The 17,447-nt window shown below is 66.1% G+C and carries 18 protein-coding genes; 16 read left to right on the forward strand and 2 right to left on the reverse strand.

What is annotated here, in order from left to right; genetic code table 11:
- The first annotated feature begins 3 nt into the window (after positions 1 to 3).
- The 15 genes from hscB to ACZ5R1_RS06045 all read left to right on the forward strand — a co-directional run bounded on the left by hscB (position 4) and on the right by ACZ5R1_RS06045 (position 14,639).
- Positions 4 to 525, forward strand: a complete 522-nt coding sequence (gene hscB, locus ACZ5R1_RS05975; RefSeq protein WP_027598344.1) for a co-chaperone HscB — start codon at positions 4 to 6, stop codon at positions 523 to 525.
- Between the two features lie 45 nt (positions 526 to 570).
- Positions 571 to 2,430 carry a Fe-S protein assembly chaperone HscA gene (gene hscA / locus ACZ5R1_RS05980; RefSeq protein WP_464712874.1) on the forward strand — a complete coding sequence of 620 codons (1,860 nt, stop codon included), beginning with the start codon at positions 571 to 573 and terminating at the stop codon, positions 2,428 to 2,430.
- A gap of 7 nt (positions 2,431 to 2,437) precedes the next feature.
- Positions 2,438 to 2,776, forward strand: coding sequence for an ISC system 2Fe-2S type ferredoxin (gene fdx, locus ACZ5R1_RS05985; protein WP_007162423.1), 339 nt, complete (start codon positions 2,438 to 2,440; stop codon positions 2,774 to 2,776).
- Positions 2,777 to 2,787: 11 nt separating this feature from the next.
- Positions 2,788 to 2,988 (forward strand): Fe-S cluster assembly protein IscX, encoded by a 201-nt coding sequence (gene iscX, locus ACZ5R1_RS05990; RefSeq protein ID WP_007162424.1) that lies wholly within the window; start codon positions 2,788 to 2,790, stop codon positions 2,986 to 2,988.
- A gap of 91 nt (positions 2,989 to 3,079) precedes the next feature.
- Positions 3,080 to 3,511, forward strand: coding sequence for a nucleoside-diphosphate kinase (gene ndk / locus ACZ5R1_RS05995; protein ID WP_007162425.1), 432 nt, complete (start codon positions 3,080 to 3,082; stop codon positions 3,509 to 3,511).
- A 93-nt stretch (positions 3,512 to 3,604) separates the two neighbouring features.
- Positions 3,605 to 4,744, forward strand: coding sequence for a dual-specificity RNA methyltransferase RlmN (gene rlmN / locus ACZ5R1_RS06000; protein WP_007162426.1), 1,140 nt, complete (start codon positions 3,605 to 3,607; stop codon positions 4,742 to 4,744).
- A gap of 10 nt (positions 4,745 to 4,754) precedes the next feature.
- Positions 4,755 to 5,525: a type IV pilus biogenesis/stability protein PilW gene (gene pilW / locus ACZ5R1_RS06005; RefSeq protein ID WP_007162427.1), complete on the forward strand. Its 771-nt coding sequence runs from the start codon at positions 4,755 to 4,757 to the stop codon at positions 5,523 to 5,525.
- Positions 5,522 to 6,499 (forward strand): RodZ domain-containing protein, encoded by a 978-nt coding sequence (locus tag ACZ5R1_RS06010; RefSeq protein WP_464712875.1) that lies wholly within the window; start codon positions 5,522 to 5,524, stop codon positions 6,497 to 6,499. Before pilW ends, ACZ5R1_RS06010 begins: the two co-directional genes overlap by 4 nt.
- Before the next feature lie 27 nt (positions 6,500 to 6,526).
- Complete coding sequence (gene ispG, locus ACZ5R1_RS06015; protein ID WP_007162429.1) at positions 6,527 to 7,639, forward strand: flavodoxin-dependent (E)-4-hydroxy-3-methylbut-2-enyl-diphosphate synthase; 1,113 nt, start codon at positions 6,527 to 6,529, stop codon at positions 7,637 to 7,639.
- A 24-nt stretch (positions 7,640 to 7,663) separates the two neighbouring features.
- Positions 7,664 to 8,971 carry a histidine--tRNA ligase gene (gene hisS / locus ACZ5R1_RS06020; protein ID WP_007162430.1) on the forward strand — a complete coding sequence of 436 codons (1,308 nt, stop codon included), beginning with the start codon at positions 7,664 to 7,666 and terminating at the stop codon, positions 8,969 to 8,971.
- Positions 8,972 to 8,982: 11 nt separating this feature from the next.
- Complete coding sequence (locus tag ACZ5R1_RS06025) at positions 8,983 to 9,624, forward strand: tetratricopeptide repeat protein (RefSeq protein WP_074584762.1); 642 nt, start codon at positions 8,983 to 8,985, stop codon at positions 9,622 to 9,624.
- Positions 9,624 to 10,766, forward strand: a complete 1,143-nt coding sequence (gene bamB / locus ACZ5R1_RS06030) for an outer membrane protein assembly factor BamB (RefSeq protein ID WP_027601482.1) — start codon at positions 9,624 to 9,626, stop codon at positions 10,764 to 10,766. The genes ACZ5R1_RS06025 and bamB overlap by 1 nt, the downstream gene beginning before the upstream one ends.
- A 78-nt stretch (positions 10,767 to 10,844) precedes the next feature.
- Complete coding sequence (der, locus tag ACZ5R1_RS06035; protein ID WP_007162433.1) at positions 10,845 to 12,332, forward strand: ribosome biogenesis GTPase Der; 1,488 nt, start codon at positions 10,845 to 10,847, stop codon at positions 12,330 to 12,332.
- 379 nt (positions 12,333 to 12,711) lie between these two features.
- Positions 12,712 to 13,860, forward strand: coding sequence for a pyridoxal phosphate-dependent aminotransferase (locus ACZ5R1_RS06040; RefSeq protein WP_464712876.1), 1,149 nt, complete (start codon positions 12,712 to 12,714; stop codon positions 13,858 to 13,860).
- On the forward strand, positions 13,848 to 14,639 hold the full coding sequence (locus tag ACZ5R1_RS06045; protein WP_288407373.1) for an amidohydrolase: 792 nt from the start codon (positions 13,848 to 13,850) through the stop codon (positions 14,637 to 14,639). Before ACZ5R1_RS06040 ends, ACZ5R1_RS06045 begins: the two co-directional genes overlap by 13 nt.
- Here the strand turns inward: ACZ5R1_RS06045 and ACZ5R1_RS06050 are convergent, their stop codons facing one another.
- Positions 14,640 to 15,788: an aminotransferase class V-fold PLP-dependent enzyme gene (locus ACZ5R1_RS06050; RefSeq protein ID WP_464712877.1), complete on the reverse strand. Its 1,149-nt coding sequence runs from the start codon at positions 15,786 to 15,788 to the stop codon at positions 14,640 to 14,642. It abuts the gene before it with no gap.
- Between the two features lie 131 nt (positions 15,789 to 15,919).
- On the opposite strand from ACZ5R1_RS06050, the gene ACZ5R1_RS06055 reads away from it, so the two are divergent.
- A complete protein-coding gene (locus tag ACZ5R1_RS06055; protein WP_007162437.1) occupies positions 15,920 to 16,381 on the forward strand; it encodes an Lrp/AsnC family transcriptional regulator in 462 nt (153 codons plus the stop codon).
- Between the two features lie 81 nt (positions 16,382 to 16,462).
- Here ACZ5R1_RS06055 and ACZ5R1_RS06060 read toward each other — a convergent pair whose 3' ends face one another.
- A complete protein-coding gene (locus ACZ5R1_RS06060; protein ID WP_288407377.1) occupies positions 16,463 to 17,413 on the reverse strand; it encodes an aldo/keto reductase in 951 nt (316 codons plus the stop codon).
- Positions 17,414 to 17,447 lie beyond the last annotated feature (34 nt).

The raw sequence follows: 17,447 nt of genomic DNA on the forward strand, positions 1-17,447 counted from the left end.
GCCATGGGTAAGCCCTGTCACTTCGCCCTGTTCGAGATCAGGCCCGCCTTCGAGATCGATCAGGCGGGTCTGGCCTCGCGCTATCGCGATCTGGCCCGCACGGTCCATCCGGATCGCTTCGCCGATGCGCCGGAGCGCGAACGGCGCCAGGCGCTGGAGCGGTCGGCCGAGCTCAACGAGGCTTATCACGTGCTGCGCGCTCCGTCGCGCCGCGCGCGCTATCTGCTGGAGCTCGAAGGGCACGAGATGCCGCTCGAGGCGACCATTCAGGACACCGACTTCCTCATGCAGCAATTGCAGTGGCGCGAGGAGTTGGAAGACCTGCAGGACGCCGGCGACAGCGCGGGCATTCCCGCCTTCCGCCAGCGCCTCAAGGATGCGCAACGTGACATCGAGCAGGCCTTCGCCGCGATCTGGCAGGATCCCGCCCAGCGCGAGTCTGCCGAGCGCCTGGTCCGTCGCATGCAGTTTCTCGACAAGCTGGCCAGCGAGATCCGCCAGCTCGAAGAGCGTCTGGACGATTAATCACAGGTGTCGCTCCGGCACCGACAACCATAAGCCGACTAGCCAATGGCTCTATTGCAGATAGCCGAACCCGGAATGGCGCCCAAGCCGCACCAGCGCAAGCTGGCGGTGGGCATCGATCTGGGCACCACAAATTCCCTCGTGGCCGCCGTCCGCAGTGGCGTGGCCGAGACCCTGCCCGATCTGCAGGGCGAGGTGATCCTGCCGTCCGCCGTGCGCTACGCCGCCGCTGGCGTGGAGGTGGGGGCGGGCGCCAAGGCCGCTGCCGCCCATGACCCCTTCAATACCATTCTTTCCGTCAAGCGCCTCATGGGGCGTGGCATCGCCGACGTCAAGCAGCTGGGCGAGCAGTTGCCCTATCGCTTCGTCGCCGGTGAATCGGAAATGCCCTTCATCGATACCGCTGCCGGGCGCAAGAGTCCGGTAGAGGTCTCCGCCGACATCCTGCGGGTGCTGCGCGAGCGCGCCGAAGCTACCCTGGGTGGCGAGCTGGTCGGCGCCGTCATCACCGTGCCGGCCTACTTCGACGACGCCCAGCGCCAGGCGACCAAGGACGCGGCCCGCTTCGCCGGCCTGAATGTCCTGCGCCTGCTCAACGAACCCACCGCGGCGGCCGTGGCCTATGGCCTGGATCGGGGCGAGGAGGGCGTGGTCGCCATCTACGACCTGGGTGGCGGCACCTTCGACATCTCCATCCTGCGCCTGACCCGTGGCGTCTTCGAAGTCATGGCCACCGGTGGCGACAGCGCACTGGGCGGTGACGACTTCGATCACGCCATCGCCGGCTGGATCGTGCAGCAGGCCGGGCTGTCCAGCGATCTGGATCCGGGCACCCAGCGCCGCCTGCTGCAGAGCGCCTGCGCCGCCAAGGAAGCCCTGTCGGCCGCCGAGCGCGTCGAGGTCAGCCACGGCGACTGGTTGGGCGTGCTGGAACGCAGCACCTTCCAGGCACTCATCGCACCCCTGGTCGCGCGCAGCCTCAAGGCCTGTCGCCGTGCCCTGCGCGATGCGGACGTGGAGCCGGCGGATATCCGCGCCGTGGTCATGGTCGGCGGTTCCACCCGCGTGCCCTATGTCCGTGAGGCCGTGGGCGAGCTGTTCGACTGCGCCCCGCTCACCGACATCGATCCGGATCGCGTGGTCGCCATCGGCGCCGCCCTGCAGGCCGATTCCCTGGCCGGCAACCGCGCCGGCGAAGAACTGCTGCTGCTGGACGTCATCCCGCTGTCCCTGGGACTCGAGACCATGGGCGGCCTGATGGAAAAGATCATTCCGCGCAACACCACCATCCCGGTGGCGCGAGGTCAGGATTTCACCACCTATCGCGACGGCCAGACCGCCATGCTGGTGCATGTGCTGCAGGGCGAGCGCGAGCTGGTCAAGGACGCCCGCTCCCTGGCGCGCTTCGAGCTGCGCGGCTTCCCGCCCATGGTCGCCGGGGCCGCCAAGATCCGCGTCACCTTCCAGGTCGATGCCGACGGCCTGCTTGGCGTCAGCGCCCGCGAGCTGTCCAGCGGCGTGGAAGCCAGCGTCCAGGTCAAGCCGTCCTATGGCCTGACCGATGGCGAGATCGCCAACATGCTGCAGGATTCCTTCCGCCATGCCGGAGACGACATGCAGGCCCGCGCGCTACGCGAGCAGCAGGTCGAGGCCCGGCGGCTGATCGAGGCGGTCACCGCCGCGCTGGCCGCCGATGGCGAGCGCCTGCTGGACGCCGAGGAGCGTCAGGTGATCGAGCTGGAAATCGGCCGGCTGGCCGAGTTGCTGGACGCCACCGACGTCCAGGCGCTCGAAGACCAGACCAAGCGTCTTTCTCACGTGACCGATGCCTTCGCCGCCCGGCGGATGAACGCCTCGGTCAAGGCGGCCCTGGCGGGTCGCCGTCTCAACGATATCGAGGAGTAGTTCCATCATGCCGCAGATCACCCTGCTGCCCCACGCCGAGCACTGCCCCGAGGGCGCGGTCTTCGAAGCCAGCGAAGGCGAAACCATCATCGCCGCGGCCCTGCGCAACGGTATCGACATCGAGCACGCCTGCGAGATGTCCTGTGCCTGCACCACCTGCCACGTGGTCATCCAGGAGGGCTTCGACTCCCTCGAGCCTTCCGATGAACTCGAGGACGACATGCTGGACAAGGCCTGGGGCCTGGAGATGCGTTCGCGCCTGTCCTGCCAGGCGGTAGTTGGCAGCGAAGACCTGGTGGTGGAGATTCCGCGCTACACCATCAACCAGGTTTCCGAAGGTCACTGAGGACAGCTGTCATGGCACTGAAATGGACCGATGTGCTGGATATCGCCATCGAACTCAACGACGCCCATCCCGACGTGGATCCGCGCTACGTGAATTTCCTCAAGCTGCGCAACTGGGTCGTGGAGCTGCCGGAATTCGACGACGATCCCCAGCGGGGTGGCGAGAAGGTGCTGGAGGCCATCCAGGCCGCCTGGATCGAAGAGTCCGCCTGACGCATCGCCCGTACCGCGCTACGCTTTTCACCGGGACCCGCGTATAATCCGCGGGTTTCGTTTTTGCTCTATTCCCACATTCGGAGTTCACATGTCTGTTCAACGTACCCTGTCGATCATCAAGCCCGATGCCGTATCCAAGAATGTCGTCGGTGAGATCGTCACCCGCTTCGAGAAGGCTGGCCTGCGCGTCGTCGCTGCCAAGATGGTCCAGCTGTCCGAGCGCGAAGCCGGTGGCTTCTACGCCGAACACAAAGAGCGTCCCTTCTTCAAGGACCTGGTCTCCTTCATGACCTCCGGTCCGGTCGTGGTCCAGGTGCTGGAAGGCGACAACGCCATCGCCAAGAACCGTGAGCTGATGGGCGCCACCGATCCCAAGAAGGCCGACGCCGGTACCATCCGTGCCGACTTCGCCGTCTCCATCGACGAGAACGCCGTCCACGGTTCGGACTCCGAAGCGTCCGCCGCTCGCGAGATCTCCTACTTCTTCGCAGCCACCGAAGTCTGCGAGCGCATCCGCTAAGGATGAGCGCTGGCCAGGGAAGCGGCCAGCCCGCCTTCCTGGCACCGCCCGCGCCCTGCGCGGGCTTCAAACAGATTTCGTCGAGGTGATCCCATGACCACAGCCACCGATAAGGTCAATCTGCTGGGCCTGACCCAGCCGCAACTCGAGTCGTTCTTCGAGTCCATCGGGGAGAAGCGCTTTCGCGCCGGCCAGGTCATGAAGTGGATCCATCACTTCGGCATCGATGATTTCGACGCCATGAGCAACCTGGGCAAGGCGCTCAAGGAAAAGCTCAAGGCCGCCGCGGAGATCCGTGGCCCCGAGATCGTCAGCGAGGACATCTCCCGCGACGGCACCCGCAAGTGGGTGATCCGCGTCGCCTCCGGCAGCTGCGTCGAGACCGTCTACATTCCGCAGAACGGCCGCGGCACCCTGTGCGTGTCGTCCCAGGCCGGTTGCGCGCTGGACTGCAGCTTCTGCTCCACCGGCAAGCAGGGCTTCAACAGCAACCTCACCGCCGCCGAGGTGATCGGCCAGGTGTGGATCGCCAACAAGTCCTTTGGCAGCGTGCCCGCCAAGATCGACCGTGCCATCACCAACGTGGTGATGATGGGCATGGGCGAGCCCCTGCTGAACTTCGACAACGTCGTTGCCGCCATGCGCATCATGATGGACGACCTCGGCTACGGCATCTCCAAGCGCAAGGTGACCCTGTCCACCTCGGGCGTGGTGCCGATGATCGAAGAGCTGGCCAAGCAGATCGACGTCTCCCTGGCGCTGTCGCTGCACGCGCCCAACGACGAGCTGCGCAACGAGCTGGTGCCGATCAACCGCAAGTATCCCCTGGCCATGCTGCTCGACGCCTGCCAGAGATACATCGGCCAACTGGGCGAGAAACGCGTCCTGACCATCGAGTACACCCTGCTCAAGGACGTCAACGATCTGCCCGAGCACGCCCTGCAGATGATCGAGCTGCTGCGCAACGTGCCCTGCAAGATCAACCTGATTCCCTTCAATCCCTTCCCGCACTCCGGGTACGAGCGGCCGAGCAAGAACGCCACCCGCCGTTTCCAGGAGCTGCTGCAGCAGGCCGGTTTCAACGTCACGGTGCGCACCACCCGGGGTGACGACATCGACGCCGCCTGCGGCCAGCTGGTGGGCCAGGTCATGGACCGCACCCGCCGCAGCCAGCGCTATATCGCCGTTCGCCAGCTCGACGGTGCCGAAACCGTAACGCCGCTCCAGGGCTGAGGGCGCGACCATGGCGATCACGCGCTTTGCGGCTGTCGCGCTCGCCCTGGTGGTCGGCGGCCTCGCCGGCTGCGTGACCGAGGGCGACCGCAATCCCATGGATACCCGCCAGGGGCGGATGCAGGCCCGTGATGCCTACATCCAGCTCGGCCTCGGTTATGTCCAGCAGGGCAACACCGAACAGGCCAAGGTGCCGCTGAAGAAGGCGCTGGAACTGGACTCGTCCAGCGCCGACGCCCATGCCGCCCTCGGGCTGGTGTTCCAGGCCCAGGGCGAGACCGACCTGGCCGATCAGGAATACCGCCTGGCCCTGCGCGAGCGGCCCCGCGATGCCCGCATCCTCAACAACTATGGCAGCTTCCTCTATGAGCAGGGGCGCTACAAGGATGCCTACGAACGTTTCACCCAGGCCGCCGAAGACAGTCTCTACCCCGAGCGCGCCCGGGTGTTCGAGAATCTCGGCCTGACCGCCCTGCGACTCAATCAGGTCGACTTGGGCAAGGAAAATCTGGAAAAATCCCTGCGGCTGGATCGCAATCAGCCCAGGGCCCTGTTCGAATTGGCTCAACTGGCCTACCAGACGCGCGACTATGTGCCGTCCCGGAGCTATTACCAGGCCTTCAGCCAGCTCAGTCCCCAGGATGCCCGCAGCCTGTTGCTCGGGATCCGCCTCGCCGAGGTGTTCAATGATCGCAACACCGCCGCGAGCTATGCCCTGCAGCTGAAGCGCCTCTACCCGAACTCACCTGAATATCGTCAACTTCAGTCGGAGCAGAAATGACCGCAGTGCAATCCGAAGCGGTACACGCCGGACGGGGCAATCCCGGTGAGATCTTGCGTCAGAAGCGCCTGTCGCTTGGCTGGAGCCAGGCCCAGGTCGCCCAGAATCTCAACCTCAGCGAGCGCATCATCGAGCAGCTCGAGTCCGGCAACTATCAGCAGATGCCGGGGCACACCTTTGCCCGCGGCTATACCAAGGCCTATGGCAAGCTGCTCGGCCTGGATCAGGTCGAATTGGTGCGGACCTTCGACGGCTACACCGGCACCGATGCCAAGGGCAGCACCGTGCACAGCCTGGGGCGTCTCGACGAGCCGGTGCGGTTGTCGCGCAATGTCCTGAGATTCGTCAGTTTCATCCTGGTGGTGCTGATCATCGCCATGGGCCTGTTCTGGTGGCAGGAGCGCAGTCGCCAGGCCTCCAGCGCCAGTGCCGTGAGCATGGAGCATGTCGAGGTCGAGGGCGCCGACGGCAAGACCGAGATCCATCCCATCGACGAGCCGGAAGAACAGCCCCCGGTCACCGCCCAGCAGCCGGCCGCCACCCTGCCGTCCCCGGTGGGCACGCCGACGCCGGATGCCAATGCCGTCGCCGCCATGACCGCCCCGACCGCCGCGCCCACCCCGGCCCCGGTAACGGGTTCGACCTCGCCAGCGCCCACGGCACCCGCCGCCGCGACCCCGGCCGCGCCGACCAGCGCCCCTGCCGCGGCGCCCGTCGCCGGCAGCGACAGCCTGAACATCCGCTTCAGCGCCAATTGCTGGACGCAGGTCAGCGACGGTAGCGGCAAGATCCTCTTCAGCGGCGTGAAGAAAGGCGGCGAGAGCCTCGAATACGCCTCGATCAAGGCGCCGGTGAACATCCGTCTCGGCTTTGCCCGCGGTGCCCAGATCTCCTACAACGGCCAGGTCGTCGACCTCGCGCCTTACACCAAGGGCGAGACCGCCCGCATCAAACTCGGTCAGACCGGACAATGACGTCCGGCGACCCCATGGGAAACCAGCATGCATAGCGAATCGCCCATCAAACGTCGGTTGTCCCGCAAGATCTGGGTCGGCTCGGTGCCGGTCGGCGGCGATGCCCCCATCGCCGTGCAGAGCATGACCAACACCGAAACCTGCGACGTCGACGCCACCGTGGCGCAGATCCAGCGCCTGCAGGACGCCGGTGCCGACATCGTGCGCGTCTCGGTGCCCGACATGGACGCCGCCGAAGCCTTCGGTCGCATCAAGCAGCGAGTCAGCCTGCCGCTGGTGGCCGACATCCACTTCGACTACAAGATCGCCCTGCGCGTGGCCGAACTGGGCGTGGACTGCCTGCGCATCAACCCCGGCAACATCGGTCGCGAAGACCGGGTCCGGGCGGTGGTCGACGCGGCCCGCGAGCGCGGCATTCCGATCCGCATCGGCGTCAACGCCGGTTCGCTGGAAAAGGACCTGCAGAAGAAATACGGCGAGCCCACCCCGGAAGCCCTGGTGGAATCGGCCATGCGCCACGTCGACCACCTGGAGAAGCTGGACTATCCGGACTTCAAGGTCAGCGTGAAGGCCAGCGACGTCTTCATGGCCGTGGCCGCCTACCGCCAGTTGGCCACCCGCATCGAGCAGCCGCTGCACCTGGGCATCACCGAAGCCGGTGGCCTGCGTTCGGGTACGGTGAAGTCCGCCGTGGGCCTGGGCATGTTGCTGGCCGAAGGCATCGGCGACACCATCCGCATCTCGCTCGCGGCCGATCCGGTCGAGGAGATCAAGGTCGGTTTCGACATCCTGAAATCCCTGCGCCTGCGTTCGCGCGGCATCAACTTCATCGCCTGCCCGAGCTGCTCGCGGCAGAACTTCGATGTGGTCAAGACCATGAACGAGCTGGAAGGGCGCCTGGAGGACCTGCTGGTGCCGCTGGACGTCGCGGTGATCGGCTGCGTGGTCAACGGCCCCGGCGAAGCCAAGGAGGCCCATGTCGGCCTGACCGGGGGTACGCCCAACAACCTGGTGTACATCGACGGCAAGCCCGCCTCCAAGCTGAACAACGACAATCTGGTGGACGAGCTGGAAGGGCTCATCCGCCGCAAGGCGGCCGAAAAGGCCGAAGCGGATGCCGCGCTCATCGCGCGCAGCTGAAAGATCAAGGAATAAGGCCCTTTCGTGAGCAAGTCCCTGCAAGCCATCCGTGGCATGAACGATATCCTGCCGGAGCAGACCCCGGCCTGGCGCTACCTGGAACGTACCTTCGCGACGCTGCTCGACGGCTATGGCTACCACGAGATCCGTCTGCCCATCATGGAGTTCACCGAACTCTTCGCCCGCGGCATCGGCGAGGGCACCGACGTGGTGGACAAGGAGATGTACACCTTCCTCGACCGCAACGAAGAGTCCCTGACCCTGAGGCCGGAAGGCACCGCGGGTTGCGTGCGGGCCGTGCTCGAACACGGCATGACCGGCGGTGGCCAGGTGCAGAAGCTCTGGTACGCCGGCCCGATGTTCCGCTACGAGAAGCCGCAGAAGGGTCGCTATCGCCAGTTCCACCAGATCGGCGTGGAGGTGTTCAACCTGCCCGGTCCGGACATTGACGCCGAACTGATCGTGCTCACCGCGCGCCTCTGGCAGCGTCTGGGGCTGACCGACGCCGTCACCCTGCAGCTCAACAGCCTGGGTTCCAGCGCCGATCGCGCGCGCTATCGCGAAGCCCTGGTGGCCTATCTGCAGGAACGCTTCGAGCAACTCGACGAAGACAGCCAGCGCCGCCTGACCACCAATCCGCTGCGCATCCTCGACAGCAAGAACGCCCAGACCCAGGCGCTGCTGCAGGACGCCCCGACCCTGGCGGACTACCTGGACGACGAATCCCGCGCCCACTTCGATGGCCTCAAGGCCCGCCTGGACGCCGCCGGCATCCGCTACCAGATCAATCCCAAGCTGGTGCGTGGCCTGGACTACTACGGCCGGACCGTCTTCGAGTGGGTCACCGACAAGCTGGGTGCTCAGGGCACCGTCTGCGCCGGGGGCCGCTACGACGGCCTGATCACCCAGTTCGGCGGCAAGCCCACCCCGGGTGTCGGCTTCGCCATGGGCGTCGAGCGCCTGGTGCTGCTGCTGGAAACCCTGGAGTGCCTGCCCGGTGATCTGCAGCGCCCCGCCGATCTCTATCTCTGCGCCTTTGGCGAGGCGGCCGAACTGGCCGGCCTCAAGCTGGCCGAGCAGCTGCGCGATGCCCGTCCCGACCTGCGTCTGCTGGTCAACGCCGGCGCCGGCAGCTTCAAGAGCCAGTTCAAGAAGGCCGACAAGAGCGGCGCGCTCTGGGCGATGATCCTGGGTGAGGACGAACTGGCCGCGCAACAGGTGGCGCTCAAGCCCCTGCGTGGCGAGGCGCCCCAGGAAAAGGTCGATTTCGCGGCCCTGGCCGCTCGTCTGGACGAGATTTTGCCCCCGGCCGGTTCCGGTCGCGGGAATTGAGGAGAACGGATTTGAGTTCCATCGACGACGACAATCTGGTGGTCGCCAAGGCCTGGTGGCAGCGTAACGGCAAGCCGCTGGTGGCCGGTGGCGTCATCGCCCTGGTGGCGGTACTCGGCTGGCAGGGCTGGCAGCGCTATCAGAACAACCAGGCGCAAGGCGCCTCGGTGCTCTATCAGCAGCTGGTGGAAGCCGCGCTGGCGCCCGGTGGCAAGGTCGACACCGCGCGGGTGACCGATACCTACGGCAAGCTCAAGCAGGATTATTCCGGCACCGCCTACGCGCAGTACGGCAGTCTCTTCGTCGCCAAGGTGGCGGTGGAGAACAATCGCCTGGACGACGCCGCCGCCGAACTCAAGGCCGTGGTGGACAAGCCCCACGATGCCGAACTCGGCGAGCTGGCGCGGCAGCGTCTGGCCCGGGTGCTGGCGGCCGAGGGCAAGGCCGAAGAGGGCCTCAAGCTGCTGGATGGCGACGCGCCCAAGGCCTATGTCGCCAACCGCGAAGAATTGCGGGGCGATCTGCTGGTGGCGCTGAAGAAGCCGACCGAGGCCCGCGCCGCCTACGAAAAAGCCCGCGCCGCGCTGCCCAACGATGCAGCCGAAGGCGTGCTGCAGATGAAACTCGATGATCTCGCCAAAGGAGACGCCTGATGTTGCGCTGGAAGCCTATCGCGGTACTGGGTCTCGCCCTTGCGGTCGTCGGGTGCAGCAGCACCGGCAAGAAGGAATTGCCGCCGGCCGAGCTGAAGGACATCAAGGCCGAGGTCCGGCTGGATGAAGTCTGGAGTCGCTCGGTGGGCGATGGCCAGGGCAAGGAATACAACCGCCTGGTCCCGGCCGTGGACGGCCAGACCATCTTTGCCGCCGATGCCGATGGCCGGGTCATGGCGATGAATCGCGAGACCGGTGCGGTGCTGTGGAAGAAGGACCTGGACCTGCCGGTCTCCGGCGGCGTCGGAGTCGGCTCCGGTCTGGTGCTGGTCGGTACCCTGCGTGGCCAGGTCATCGCCCTCGACGCCGGCAGCGGCGACGAGAAGTGGCGCGCCCAGGCCTCCAGCGAGGTGCTGTCCGCTCCGGTCGTCAACAACGACGTGGTGGTGGTGCAGTCCCAGGACGACAAGCTGCAGGCCTTCGAGCTGGGCAGCGGTACCCGTCGCTGGATCTACGAAGACACCCAGCCGGTGCTGAGTCTGAGGGGCACCGGTGCCCCTCTGGTCACCAACCAGGTGGTGATGGCCGGTTTCGCCAGCGGCAAGGTGGTCGCCCTGGACGTGCAGCGTGGCCTGCCGCTGTGGGAACAGCAGATCGCCGTGCCCAAGGGCCGTTCCGAACTGGAGCGCATCGTCGACGTGGATGGCGGCCTGTCGCTGTCGGGCGACACCCTCTATGTGGTCAGCTACAACGGCCGCGTGGTCGCACTCAATCCGGCCAACGGCCAGATCCTCTGGCAGCGTGACGCTTCCAGCTACGACGGCGTGGCCGAAGGCTTCGGCAACGTCTACCTGAGTCTGGACAACGGCACCGTGGAAGCCGTCGAGGAATCCTCGACCTCCGCGCTCTGGACCAATGCCGATCTGGCCCGTCGCCAGCTCACCGGGCCGGTGGTCTGGTCGAGCAACGTGGTGGTGGGCGACTACGCCGGCTACATCCACCTGCTGAGCCAGGTCGATGGGCGTTTCGTCGGTCGCACCAAGGTCGACGGTGACGGCGTCCGGGTACGGCCACTGGTCGTCGGCGATATGCTCTACGTTTACGGCAATGGCGGTAAACTCGTCGCCTATCGTCTGCGCTAGAAACTATTATCCTCAACCGATGGCCGCTACCGTGAAGTTCGGTAGCGGCCATCGTGTTTTCTGCTCTGGGAGAGCCGCATGGTTCCCGTAATTGCCCTGGTGGGGCGGCCGAACGTCGGCAAATCCACGCTTTTCAACCGCCTGACCAAGACCCGGGACGCCATCGTCGCCGACTTCGCCGGCCTGACCCGCGATCGCAAGTACGGCGAAGCCAAGTGGCAGGGACGCACCTACATCGTGGTCGACACCGGCGGTATCTCCGGTGACGAGGAAGGCATCGACCTGAAGATGGCCGAGCAGTCGCTGCAGGCCATCGAAGAATCCGATGCGGTGCTGTTCCTGGTGGACTCCCGCGACGGCATGACCGTCGCCGACCAGATGATCGCCGAGCACCTGCGCAAGAGAAACAAGCGCACCTTCCTGGTGGCCAACAAGGTCGACACCGTCGATCCCGAAATCGCCCGGGCGGAATTCAGCCCGCTGGCCATCGGCGACGCCTTTCCCATCGCGGCGGCCCACGGCCGTGGCGTGAACAACCTGCTGGAAGCCGCCCTGGGCGTCTTCCCCAAGGACGAGGTCGAGGTCGAGGAACTCTCCGAGGAGCAGGTGCGGGCGGCCGCGGAAGAGGGCGGTGACGTCTTCCGCCGCGTGCAGGGCATCGACGAGACCACCGGCATCAAGATCGCCGTGATCGGTCGACCCAACGTCGGCAAGTCGACCCTGGTCAACCGCATGCTCGGCGAAGAGCGGGTGATCGTCTATGACCAGGCCGGCACCACGCGCGACAGCATCTACATCCCCTTCGAGCGCAACGAAGAACGCTACACCCTGATCGACACCGCTGGGGTACGCCGGCGCGGAAAGGTCTTCGAGGCGGTCGAGAAGTTCTCGGTGGTCAAGACGCTGCAGGCGATCCAGGACGCCAACGTAGTGATCTTTGTCATGGACGCCCGCGAAGGCGTGGTCGAGCACGACCTCAACCTGCTCGGCTTCGTGCTGGAGACCGGTCGTGCCCTGGTGATCGCCCTCAACAAGTGGGACGGCATGGAGTCCGGCGAGCGCGACTACGTCAAGACCGAGCTGGAACGCCGGCTGTTGTTCGTCGACTTCGCCGACATCCACTTCATCTCGGCGCTGCATGGCACCGGCGTGGGCCATCTGTACAAGTCGGTGCAGCAGTCCTTCGCCTCGGCCACCACCCGCTGGCCCACCAGCCGCCTGACCCAGATCCTCGAGGACGCGGTGCAGGAGCACCAGCCGCCGATGGTCAGCGGGCGCCGCATCAAGCTGCGCTATGCCCACCTGGGCGGCGCCAACCCGCCGCTGATCGTCATCCACGGCAACCAGACGGAAGCGGTGCCCAAGTCCTATACCCGCTACCTGGAAAAGACCTATCGCCGGGTGCTCAAGCTGGTGGGGACGCCGATCCGCATCGAATACCGCGGTGGCGAGAACCCCTTCGAGGGCAAGAAGAACACCCTCACCGAGCGCCAGGTCAACAAGAAGCGCCGGTTGATGAGCCACCACAAGAAGGCCGAGAAGAAGCGCAAGGACAAGCGGCGGTAAGCCGGTCGGGCGTTGTGAAGGAAAGGGGGCTAATAGCCCCCTTTCTCTTTGTTAGCGGATTCTGGCGAGGAGGCTCCTCGCACACCGAACTTCCCCCTCTCCTTTTGGGAGAGGGTTGGGGTGAGGGTGATCCCTGCGACGGCCTAGCAGTGAAAAAGATCGTAGCCTTGTCCCCTTCGCGTCGCCAAGGGGTGACCTGACTGCCAGCGGTTGCCCTCACCCTGGCCCTCTCCCGGAGGGAGAGGGGATATTCGGATCAGGCCTTGTACCCAGGCTATGCCTAGACCGCTGGCTGGCTGATCGGCTTAGCACTACTTGCCCTCTCGCACAAAAAATCGCAGTCTGCCGATCTCCTTCCAGCCAGACCTGTGCCCGCGCGATGATCCAGAGCAAGCTTCCCGGCCTCGCCGTCACCATCTTTACCCGCATGTCCCAGCTCGCCGCCCAGACCGGTGCGCTGAATCTGTCCCAGGGCTTTCCCGATTTCGATGGCCCGGCCGAGTTGCTCGCGGCGGTCGGTCGCCATGTCGCGGCCGGCCACAACCAGTACGCGCCCATGACCGGGCTGCCGGCGCTGCGCCAGCAGGTGGCAGCCAAGGTCGCCGCCTTCTATGGCCGAGAGGTGGATGCCGAGACCGAGGTCACCATCGTCCCCGGCGCCACCCAGGGCCTGTTCTGCGCCCTGCAGACGCTGGTGCGGCCAGGTGACGAGGTGATCGTCTTCGATCCCTGCTACGACAGCTATGAACCCTCGGTGCAACTGGCCGGCGGGCGCTGCGTGCACGTGCCCCTGGCGCTGCCGGGCTTTGGTATCGACTGGCCGGCGCTGGAGGCGGCCCTGAGTCCGCGCACCCGTGCCATCGTGCTCAATACCCCGCACAACCCCAGTGGCGCCCTGGTCAGCGCCGCCGAGCTGGATCGTCTGGCCGCGCTGATCCGCGGGCGCGATCTCTATCTGGTCAGCGACGAGGTCTATGAGCACCTGGTCTACGACGGCGAGCGCCATGCCAGCGTCATCGCCCACGACGAACTCTATGCCCGCGCCTTCGTGGTCAGCTCCTTTGGCAAGACCTATCACGTCACCGGCTGGAAGACCGGCTACGTGGTGGCGCCGCCGGCGCTGTCGGCCGAGTTGCGCAAGGTGCACCAGTACGTGAGCTTCTGCGGGGTGACGCCGATCCAGGGCGCCCTGGCCGACTTCATGGCCGCCCATCCCGAGCACCTCAGCGAGCTGCCGGGCTTCTACCAGGCCAAGCGCGACCTCTTCTGCGATCTGCTGGGCAACTCGCGCTTCACCTTCCAGCGCGCCGCCGGCACCTATTTCCAGGTGGTCGACTATTCCGCCATCCGCCCGGAGCTGGACGACGTGGCCATGGCCGAATGGCTGACCCGCGAGCATGGCGTCGCCGCCATTCCGCTGTCGGTGTTCTACCAGACGCCGCCCGCGGACCTGCGCCTGGTGCGCTTCTGCTTTGCCAAGCGCGAAGACACCCTGCGCCAGGCAGCGGAGCGGCTATGCGCGATCTGACCCCCATCCAGGACCTGCGCCTGGCGCTGGTACAGAGCGAACTGGCCTGGCACGACCCGGCCGCCAACCGTGCCCATTTCGAGGCGCTGTTGAGGGACGTGGGCGAGACCGACCTGATCATCCTGCCGGAGATGTTCACCACCGGCTTTTCCATGGAATCGGCCGCGCTCGCCGAGCCCGTGGAGGGTCCGACAGCGGCCTGGATGAGCGAACAGGCGCAGCGGCTCGGCGCGGTGGTCACCGGCAGCCTGATCGTGCGGGACGCGGCTGGACAGCACCGCAATCGCCTGCTGTGGGCGACGCCGGATGGCGAGTTGCAGCACTATGACAAGCGCCATCTGTTTCGCATGGCCGGCGAGCACGAGCACTATGCACCGGGCGAGCAGCGACTGCGGGTGACGCTCAAGGGATGGCGGATCCGCCCGCTGATCTGCTACGACCTGAGATTCCCGGTCTGGAGTCGCGCCCAGGACGACACCGACCTGCTGCTTTATGTGGCCAACTGGCCGGCGCCGCGGCGCGGTCACTGGAATCGCCTGCTGCCGGCACGGGCCATCGAGAATCTCTGCTATGTCGCCGCGGTGAATCGCATCGGCAGTGACGGCAACGGTCATCCCTATGCCGGTGACAGCCAGGTGCTGGACTTCCAGGGGGAGCCCCTGATCGACGCCGGCGTGGAATCCGGCATCTTCCACACCACGCTGTCGGCCGCAGCCCTCACGGCCTATCGCGAGCGCTTTCCGGCGCAGCGCGATGCCGATGCCTTCCGCCTGGACTGATCAGGCCCAGAAGGGCGCTGGCTGGGCGGCATGCTGGTGGATCAGGGCAATGGCCTGGTCCACGTCCGCCGCGGTGGTGTAGCGACCCAGGCTGAATCTGTAGCTGCGTGCCGCCTGTTCGGCGGTCAGGCCGAGGCCCAGGAGCACATGGGAGGGCGCCGCCTTGGCCGAACTGCAGGCCGAGGTGGTCGAGAAGGCCAGCTGCCGCTGCAGCGCCGCGGTGTCCAGCGGCGTGGCGAAGGTCAGATTCAGGGTGTGGGGAATGCGCTGCCGGGCGCAGCCATTGAGCCGCATGCCGTTCAGGGTTTGTACCCCGGCCAGGAATCGCTCGCGTAACTGGCCGAGACGCTCGTTCTCTCGCGCCATGGCCTGGCCGGCGAGGGCGAAAGCGGTCCCCATGCCGACGATCTGGTGGGTGGCCAGGGTGCCGGAACGCAGCCCGCGCTCATGGCCGCCACCGTGGATCTGCGCCTGCAGGGCACCCTCGGCGCGCGGACCGACATAGAGGGCGCCGATGCCCTTGGGCCCATAGGTCTTGTGCGCGGAAAAGGACATCAGATCGACTTCCAGGCCGGCCAGGTCGATGGCGACCTTGCCGGTGGCCTGGGCGGCGTCCACGTGGAAGAGGGCGCCCCGGACGCGCACCAGCCGGCCGATGGCGTCGATATCGGTCAGGGTACCCAGCTCGTTGTTCACCATCATCAGCGAGACCAGGCAAGTGTCCGCTCGCCAGACCTGGGCGACGGCCTCAGGGGTGATGAGGCCTGCCGCGTCCGGCGCCAGGTAGGTGACGGTGAAGCCCTCGGCTTCCAGCTGGGCGGCGGTATCCAGTACCGCCCGGTGCTCCAGGCAACTGGTGATCAGATGGCCATGCCCGCGACGCCGGGCGACGCCGAGCAGCGCGAGATTGTTGGATTCGGTGGCACCGGAGGTCCAGATCAGCTGCTCGGGCCGGGCGCCGACCAGGTCGGCCACCTGCTGGCGGGCGGTGTCCACGGCGCGCTGGGCGTCGTTGCCGAAGGCATGGCCGCGAGAGGCGGGATTGCCGAAGACGCCCTGGCGCCCCATGCAACCCAGCATGGCTTCGATGACGACATCGTCGACAGGGGTGGTAGCGGCGTAATCGAAATACAGGGGATAAGCGTCCATGGCGGCCTCGGGCATTTGAATGGACCTAGGCTAACGCTGGCGTACGTGAAGAAATTTGCTTTTTTATCGCTCATTGAGCTTTCGAGCGGAATAGAATTCTCTCTGATAGCCGTTGTAGAGAAAATGAATTCATGGATCGCTTCGATCGTGCCATTCTCGAGATCTTGCAGCAGGACAGCACCCGACCGGTGGCCGATATCGCCGAGCGCATCGGCCTGGGTACCACGGCCTGTTGGCGGCGTATCCAGAAGCTGGAGGAGCAGGGCGTGATCCGCGCCCGGGTGGCGCTGCTCGATCCCCGTGAGCTCAACGTGGGGGTGACGGTCTTCGTTTCCGTGCGCACCAATCAGCACGCCATGGACTGGCTGCAGCGTTTCCATGAGGCGGTGGCGGCCATTCCGGAGGTGGTCGAGCTCTATCGCATGGCCGGCGATACCGACTACCTGATGCGCATCGTGGTGCCGGACATCGCCGCCTACGACGGCGTCTACAAGCGGCTGATCCAGGTACCGGGATTGCTGGACGTCAGCTCCAGCTTCGCCATGGAGCAGATCAAGTACAGCACCGCCTTGCCGCTGGATTATGTGCGGTAGGAGGATTGGGCTATCGCGGCTATGGGCCGCTCCTACGGGGTATGGATCAGGCCTGTAGGAGCGGCCCCTGGCCGCGACACCTCAGCGATAGGCGCTGACCTGATCCAGCAGGGTGATGTCGTCGGCCGGTAGTTGCAGCCGGGTGGCGGCCACCAGGTCGTCGAGCTGGGTCTGGGAGGTGGCGCTGGCGATCGGCGCGGTGATGCTGGGGCGGGCGATCAGCCAGGCCAGGGCGACCTGGGCCGGGGTGGCGTCGTGCTTCTCGGCGATCTCGTCGAGGCCGGCCAGGATGGCCATGCCGCGTTCGTCCAGGTAGCGCTTGACCATCTCCGCGCGCGACCCCTGCAGATCGTCCTTGGTGCGGTACTTGCCCGTCAGGAAGCCGCTGGCCAGGGAGAAATAGCTGATCACGCCCAGGCCGAGTTCCTTGACCACGGGTTCCAGCTCGGTCTCGTAGTCCTGGCGGGCATGCAGGTTGTAGTGGGGCTGCAGGCTCTGGTAGGCCGGCACGCCCAGGCGTTCGGCGACCTGGGCCGCTTCGCGCAGGCGCTGGCCGCTGTAGTTGGAGGCGCCGATCACCCGCACCTTGCCCTGTTCCACCAGCCGCGCGAAGGCGCCCAGGGTTTCCTCAAGCGGGGTGTCCTCGTCGTCGCAGTGCGCCTGATAGAGGTCGATGCGATCGGTCTGCAGGCGCTTGAGCGAGGCTTCCACTGCCTGCTGCACATAGCTGGCCTTGAGGCCCTTGCGACCCTCACCCATGTCCATGCCCAGCTTGGTTCCCAGGATCACCTGGTCGCGCTTGCCGCTGCGGGCGAACCACTTGCCCAGCAAGGTCTCGGATTCGCCCCCGCTGTTGCCCGGTGCCCAGCGCGAATAGACGTCGGCGGTGTCGATGAAGGTCAGGCCCGCCTCGAGCAGGGCATCCAGCATGCGAAAGGACTGGGCTTCGTCCAGGGTCCAGCCAAAGACATTGCCACCAAAGCAGAGTGGGGGCACCTGGAGATCTGAGTGGCCAAGGGTACGAGTGTGCATGGAATCCTCATCCGGTTGGGGGAGTCATGCAGGT

The sequence above is a fragment of the Pseudomonas sp. Pso3 genome (assembly GCF_055393275.1).